Below are 5,285 nucleotides of genomic sequence, written 5' to 3'. Positions count from 1 at the left end.
CGCGTGGTGTTGCCCTCGGCCAGGCCCTCGATCAACACGTTCGCGGCGTCGAAACCCTCGGCACCGTAGGAACCCGGAGGCCCGCCGTACTCCGCCTCGAAGTCAGCCGCGAAGGTGCCACCGGCCTTGTCCGGCGGCAGGCACGGGCAGGTCACGATCACACCCTCGGCACTGGCCCCGGCGCCCTTCGGGAAGGACGGGTCGTAGAGACCGTCGAAGCCGAGGAAGGGCATCGTGATGCCGGCCTCCCGCAGCTGCTTCACCAGCGGAGCCGCCTCGTTCGTGTAGCCGCCGTAGGCGATCGCGTCCGGCTCGGCAGCCTTGATCTTCGAGATGGTGGCGGCGAAGTTGACCTGCTTCTCCTGCACCTGGTCGGCGCCGCCCGCCAACTCACCAAGGGCCCCGGTCAGCTCGTCGGCGATGCCGGCGCCGTAGGTGGTGCCGTCATTGATCACGAAGACCTTCTCGGCCTGCACGACATCTCGAAGGTAGACGGCAGCGGCGGCACCCTGGACGGCGTCGTTTCCGACCACCCGGTGGAACACCTCGTTGCCGCCCGCGGTCAACTCGATCGCGGTCGCCGACGGGCTGACCATCACCATCCCGGCCGCCTCGTAGACCGCCATCGTCGCCTTGCTCTCACCGGAGAACGCGCCACCGATGACGCCCAGGTAGGACTCGTCGCCGGTGACCTGGTTCGCGACCGGCGTGGCCTGGGTCGGGTCGCCCTGGGTGTCGAACTCCTGCAGCTCCACCTCGCAGTCCGGGTTCGCCTCGTTGTGCTTCTTCACCGCAAGCAGTGCGCCGTCACGCGACGGGATCACCAGACCCGAGTTCGGGCCGCTGAAGGCACCGAAGATGGCGATCTTGCCACCGCAGTCACTGCCGCCGGCGGAGTTGTCCTCCTCCGCCTGACAGCCCGCAGCGCCGATGAGGGCTGCTGACAACCCAATGGCGCCGAGCGCCCGTACGTACTTACGCCTCACGGCTATAGACCTCCTCCAGTTGCAGGAGCCCGAGCACGCCCGAGGCAGGCAGCCGCACCAGTACGGCAGCCTCCCCACCTCGATGTGAGCCCGCACACCTGCTACGGCTCGTGATGGCGGAGCGTACTGGGTCGATAAACGGTCCCGGAAGCCCTCGAAGCCACGCTTGTCAAACCGTTACGAATACAAACACCGATACGACCCCAACCCGCAACATCCTTCACAGCTGGCCCGAGGCCGCGCGCATACCGACGATGACCAGCGCAACCGGCCACGACCAGCAACACCGGCATCGATCGACCCGGCGGGAGAGAAAGATCAACCGCGACGCCGGTGCGCGCCGGGGTGCACACCCCGAACGGACGAACGCACGGCGGCGCCAGCCCTGGCCGCAGCGACCGTCGGGGAGGGAGAAGGAGAAGGACCGGACCTACTGGGCCGGACGGGGCACCTCGCCGCCAGCGGTCTCCTGGAGAATCCGCTCGGCGACCTCTTTCATGGTCATCCGGTGGTCCATCGCGGTGCGCTGGATCCACTTGAAGGCCTGCGGCTCGGTCATCCCGTACGTGGTCATCAACGCACCCTTGGCGCGCTCGATGACCTTACGTATCTCCAGCCGGTCGGTGAGGCCGGCAACCTCCGCCTCCAGGGCGGCGACCTCCGAGTAGCGCGACAACGCGATCTCCACCGCGGGGACCAGGTCACTCTTTTGGAAGGGCTTGACCAGGTACGCCATCGCGCCGGCCGCCCGTGCCCGCTCCACCAGGTCCCGCTGACTGAAGGCGGTCAGGATGATGACCGGAGCGATCCGCTCGCCGGCGATCCGCTCGGCAGCGGCCAGCCCGTCCATGATGGGCATCTTGATGTCGAGGATGACCAGGTCCGGCTTGAGCTCCTTGGCGAGCCGGACGGCCGTCTCACCGTCACCGGCCTCGCCGACGACCTCGTAGCCTTCCTCGACGAGCATCTCGGCGAGATCCAGCCGGATGAGCGCCTCGTCCTCGGCGATCAGTACCCGCCTGCGCTCGGCGTCCGTCTGCGTCTCGGCCACGAGCCACTCCCACCAGTCCGTACCGACACCCGACCGGGTGCCGCGCCCCTTAGCGTAGTGGGTACTCTATGACCCGACACCGAGGCCGTCGGCGCCGCTGTCCCCGTATTCCAACCGGTAGAGAAACGGAGCTCAAACCTCCGACAGTGTGGGTTCGAATCCCACCGGGGACACCACCAACCGTCGCGTGGGTGACGGGCGCATCGCGAGCGGCGTCACGCCGCGGGCCCCAGCCCCAGCAGGGTGGTCCTGCGGGCCCCAGCCCTAGCAGGGTGGTCCTGCGGGCCCCAGCCGCAGCAGGGTGATGCAGCCAGGCGGGGCGCCCGATCCGGCCCAGGGCGAAGGCCACCCCGCGGCCCCGAGCCGTTGTCGGCGCGGCCACCGCTTCCCGGGGCAACCGACAGCCGGACCCGTCCACCGCCGGGTGTGCTCGCTCGCCCAGCACCGCGACCCTCGCCCCGGCAGCGCCGATGCCGCCCCACCGACAGAAGGCCGGGACAGACCAGCGATACCGGGAGGCTACTTCGGGATCTCCTCCACCCAGCGGGTGGCTGGGTGTCGAGCCGTGGCGCCGGGGTATCAGGCATGATGGGAAGGTTGAATATTTGGCCATGCAGAAGTATCCCGCTCGAACAAAATTCGGCAGCAGTGCGTTGAAACTCGCATAGATTCCCGGAAAGATGGTGCTATGTCCTCTTCCCCTAATCCGGCACCGCCCTACGCGAGCCTTGATGACACCGACCGCGCGATCCTGGCGGAGCTGGCCGCGGACGGCCGCCTCCCCAACAACGCCCTCGCCGAGCGGGTAGGGGTGGCGCCGTCGACCTGCCTCGCGCGGACCAGGGCGCTACACGGATGCGGGGCGATCCGCGGCTTCCACGCCGAGGTGGATCCGGCGGCGATCGGCCTGCCGTTACAGGCGCTGATCTCGGTACGGCTCTCCGCCCACGACCGGGCCGTGGTAGACGCCTTCCGAGCCCGATCAGTACGCCTACCGGGGATGGTGGCGGTGTTCCACGTGGCCGGTGCGGACGACTACGTACTGCATGTCCGGGCGGCATCGGCGGATGCGCTGCGGGACTTCGTGCTCGACCACCTGGCAGTCGACCCGGCGGTGCAGCACACCCAGACCAGCCTGATCTTCGAGCAGGCGCGGGGCCTGGGGTAAGACGGACCCCAGCCCTGACTACGCGCCGAAACAGGATCTTCACCTCCCTGTCACGCCTGGGACGCGGACCCCGCCTAGTTTTAATTTCGGTGGTGGTTGGCGCTCCCGGTCGGGACGGGTCGGGAGCTGCCAAGTGTGGTGCACCGGGCCGGAGTCGACGGATTCCGCGAAGCCGGTCCGGTGCCTCACTCCCTCCCTCACTCACTCACTCCACGAGCGCTACCGGACCGGCCCAGAACCGGCCGCCGTCCCCTCGCGGGACGCTTCGGTGGCGACGTCACCACCGGGCGACTCAGCGGTGCTCGCACCCCGAGCTGGCGTGGCACTGCGGGCAACAGCGACGACAGTTCGGGCCCGACGGGCGCGCAGCAGGGCCCGAAGCGCGAACGCAAACGCGACCCCCCAGGCGAGCGCCAGCAGGGCATACCCCACAGGTCGCACCTCCGCACCGAGATCGAGAGCGCGCATCAGCGTACGAGCGTTGGTTAGCACGATCACACCGCCGACCGCTGCACCGAGCAGTTGGGCCGGGACGAGGCGCACCAGCCAGGCGGCCACCGGTGCTGCGATCAGACCACCGGCCAGTAGCGCGAGCACCATCGGCAGCAGAAAGCCCTCGGATCCGAGCCCAATCAGGAAGCCGACGCTGGCCGCACCGGCGACGAGAAACTCGGCGGTGTCCACCGATCCGATCACCCTGCGAGGTTCCAGTCGCCCGCTGACCAGCAGCGCGGGGGTTGCCACCGGACCCCATCCCCCGCCGCCGGTGGCATCAACAAACCCGGCGACCAGTCCCAGGGGGCTGAGGAAGCGACTGCGCAGCCGGCCGGCCCGTCGCTCGGTGCGCAGCGGTCGGGCGAAGCGCACCAGCAGGTACGCGCCGAGGGTGAACAAGATTGCCGCCATCCAGGGCGCGGCGGCAGCGGTGGAGAGAGCAGACAGAAAAGTCGCTCCGGCGAACGCGCCGAGGGCACCGGGCACGGCGATACGCCTAACGACGCGCCAGTCGACGTTGCCGAACCGCCAGTGCGCCACGCCCGCCGCGAGGGTGGTGCCCACCTCAGCCAGGTGCACCGACGCGGAGGCAGCCGCGGGTGCGATCCCGGCGAGTAACAGCAGCGTCGAGGAGGTCAGCCCATATGCCATACCAAGGGCACCGTCCACGAGCTGCGCGGCCAACCCCACGAAAGCGAGGACCAGCAGCTTACGCACCGCGCCTCCCTAGTTTTCTGATATCTCCTATCGACTTGGTCGACAATGCGGGATGAGTGGGGCCTGGGTCAACACCGTTCAACGGCGAGTTCCGGCTCAGGTCCGGGGCGCGGCTCAGGTCCGGGGTGCGGCTCAGGTCCGGGGTGCGGCTCAGGTCCGGGGTGCGGCTCAGGTCCAGGCGCGCGGGTCGGCGACCAGGTCGGTAACCCGCGCTGGAAGGGCACCGTCGGCCACGTCGGCTACGGTGACCAGCTCAAGGATCTGGCGTTCGCTTGCCCGCAGGGCGATCCAGACATCCTGCAAGGCCCGTGCGGCACCGTGGTAACCAAGCTGCTCCGGGCGCTGCCCACGGACGTGGGCCAGCGGACCGTCGATCACCCGAATCACCTCGGCGAGGGAGATCTCGCCCGCCGGCCGGGCCAGCCAGTACCCTCCCTCCGGGCCCCGCTGGGCCTGCACCACACCGCCCCGACGCAGCTGCAACAGGATGCTCTCCAGGAACTTCGGCGGGATCTCCTGGGCTCGGGCGATCTGTTCGGCGGTCACGGCCTGCCCTCGGCCGGTCGAGGCACCGCCGGCCGCTGAGGCGAGCTCAGCGACCGCGCGAAGGGCATAGTCGACCCGGGCAGAGAGACGCATGGCTGACAGGCTAGCCGCTCGGCCGCGAACGACCGGCCATCCCTCATCGAGCCGGAAGCCTGTGCTGGGGAGGCCCCGGACATGACTGTTGGCCGGCACCCGGTTCGGGTGCCGGCCAACAGTTTCTTTCCCCCTTGTACGGGTTAGGTCTTCGGGTGGGGGTTTGTCGGTGGTGTGGTGGGGTCAGCTGGTCCAGTGCTCGGCCACGAGGTCGGCGGCCTGGGTCTCC

The 5,285-nt window shown here is 69.2% G+C and carries 5 protein-coding genes and 1 tRNA gene; 2 read left to right on the top strand and 4 right to left on the bottom strand.

Annotation, left to right across the window (positions count from 1 at the left end):
- Together H0524_RS18115 and H0524_RS18110 are read right to left on the bottom strand one after the other, a co-directional pair.
- Positions 1-986: branched-chain amino acid ABC transporter substrate-binding protein (locus H0524_RS18115; RefSeq protein ID WP_180199845.1), on the bottom strand; the 986-nt coding region annotated here is incomplete at its 3' end.
- Between the two features lie 430 nt (positions 987-1,416).
- Positions 1,417-2,037: an ANTAR domain-containing response regulator gene (locus H0524_RS18110; protein WP_180199715.1), complete on the bottom strand. Its 621-nt coding sequence runs from the start codon at positions 2,035-2,037 to the stop codon at positions 1,417-1,419.
- Positions 2,038-2,136: 99 nt separating this feature from the next.
- Between H0524_RS18110 and H0524_RS18105 the strand changes: the two genes are divergently transcribed.
- Together H0524_RS18105 and H0524_RS18100 are read left to right on the top strand one after the other, a co-directional pair.
- A tRNA-Leu gene (locus tag H0524_RS18105) sits at positions 2,137-2,213 on the top strand.
- A 512-nt stretch (positions 2,214-2,725) separates the two neighbouring features.
- Positions 2,726-3,205 carry an Lrp/AsnC family transcriptional regulator gene (locus H0524_RS18100; RefSeq protein WP_180199714.1) on the top strand — a complete coding sequence of 160 codons (480 nt, stop codon included), beginning with the start codon at positions 2,726-2,728 and terminating at the stop codon, positions 3,203-3,205.
- A gap of 219 nt (positions 3,206-3,424) precedes the next feature.
- Here the strand turns inward: H0524_RS18100 and H0524_RS18095 are convergent, their stop codons facing one another.
- Both H0524_RS18095 and H0524_RS18090 read right to left on the bottom strand, forming a co-directional pair.
- A complete protein-coding gene (locus H0524_RS18095; RefSeq protein ID WP_180199713.1) occupies positions 3,425-4,417 on the bottom strand; it encodes a sulfite exporter TauE/SafE family protein in 993 nt (330 codons plus the stop codon).
- A 168-nt stretch (positions 4,418-4,585) separates the two neighbouring features.
- Complete coding sequence (locus H0524_RS18090) at positions 4,586-5,056, bottom strand: Rrf2 family transcriptional regulator (protein WP_018727272.1); 471 nt, start codon at positions 5,054-5,056, stop codon at positions 4,586-4,588.
- Between the last annotated feature and the right edge of the window lie 229 nt (positions 5,057-5,285).

This window comes from Salinispora sp. H7-4 (genome assembly GCF_013416675.1).
Lineage (GTDB): Bacteria > Actinomycetota > Actinomycetes > Mycobacteriales > Micromonosporaceae > Micromonospora > Micromonospora vitiensis.
The sequence above is the reverse complement of the archived record's forward strand: the minus strand, read 5'-3'. Positions and strand labels throughout refer to the sequence as shown.